The organism is Streptomyces sp. NPDC002926 (genome assembly GCF_053591755.1).
The window spans coordinates 1-1,093 of sequence record NZ_JBSFUK010000094.1 but is presented as its reverse complement, the minus strand read 5'-3'; the positions used below and the strand labels follow the sequence as shown (position 1 = coordinate 1,093).

General features: G+C 69.4%; 1 protein-coding gene and 1 pseudogene. Both read left to right on the top strand.

Annotated features, from left to right (window positions below; genetic code table 11):
- Positions 1-883, top strand: an 883-nt coding sequence (locus tag ACWDZ6_RS33420) for a thioesterase II family protein (protein WP_451505836.1), incomplete at its 5' end; no start/stop codon positions are given.
- 22 nt (positions 884-905) lie between these two features.
- A pseudogene (locus tag ACWDZ6_RS33415) lies at positions 906-1,093 on the top strand (TauD/TfdA family dioxygenase); the annotation flags it as partial.

Here is a 1,093-nt window from a genome sequence, read left to right as displayed (position 1 = left end):
CGCCATCACCCTCAAAGACGTCACCCGCCACCCGGTCCTCACCGACCTCGCCAACCTGGTCGACAACAGAGCCGACCTGGCCGACGGCAGGACCGAACAACACTCCGGCCTGCTCCAGCCACTGACGGAATCGCACGGCGCACAGGCCGGTTCCCTGGTGTGCTTCCCCTACGCCGGCGGCAACTCGGTGAACTTCCTGCCGATGGCCAGGGCACTTCCGGCCGACGGCCTGGCGGTGTACGCCGTCGAGCTGCCCGGTCACGACGTGGCCGCCGAGAACGAGCCGTTCGCGCAATTGGCGCAGGTGGCCGAGCAGATCAGCACCGAGATCACCCGGCGTGGCCTGACCAGGATCCTGCTGTGGGGCCACTCCTCCGGCACCGCGTTGGCCATCGAGACGGCCAGACAGCTGCAGGAGCGCGGGGTGGACGTCCAGCGGGTGTTCCTCGGCGCGCAGCTGCTCGGTGACGTCGCCGACCGGCGCGCCGCCGTCGCCGAGCTGACCGGGCGGAGCAACGCCCAGATTGCCGCGGAACTCAGCGCGAACAGCGGCTACACCGAGCTCGGTGAGCTGGATGCTCAGCACGTCGAGCATGTCGGTGCCGCATACCGGCACGACTGCGTGTCCGCGCACCGCTATTTCGCCGACGCCCTGGGCGCCCCGCCGACAGTGAAGCTGTCCGCGCCGGTCACCGTGGTCGTCGCCGCCGACGACCCGAGCACGGCGGAGTTCCCGCGCCGGTACCGCGACTGGCAGTTCCTGGCCGAGCGCGTCGACCTGCACGAACTCGCCGACGGCGGTCACTACTTCCTGCGCACCCGTCCGACCGAGGCGGCCAAGGCCGTGTTGAGTGCTGCCGAATGGCTGCCGGTTTCTTCCTGAGCCGCGACTGAAAGGAAACGAGATGTCGTCGTCATCCCCGACATCACTGCTCGGCGTGGAGTTGCAACCCGGTAAGCCTCCGATGCTGCGGGTTGAGGCCACCGTCGACGCGGCGAGCTGGGCGGCCGAGCAGCGGGAGGCGCTGCGTGGTGTTGTTGCCGAGCATGGTTCGGTGCTGGTTCGTGGGCTGGGTCTGTGTGACGTGGCCGG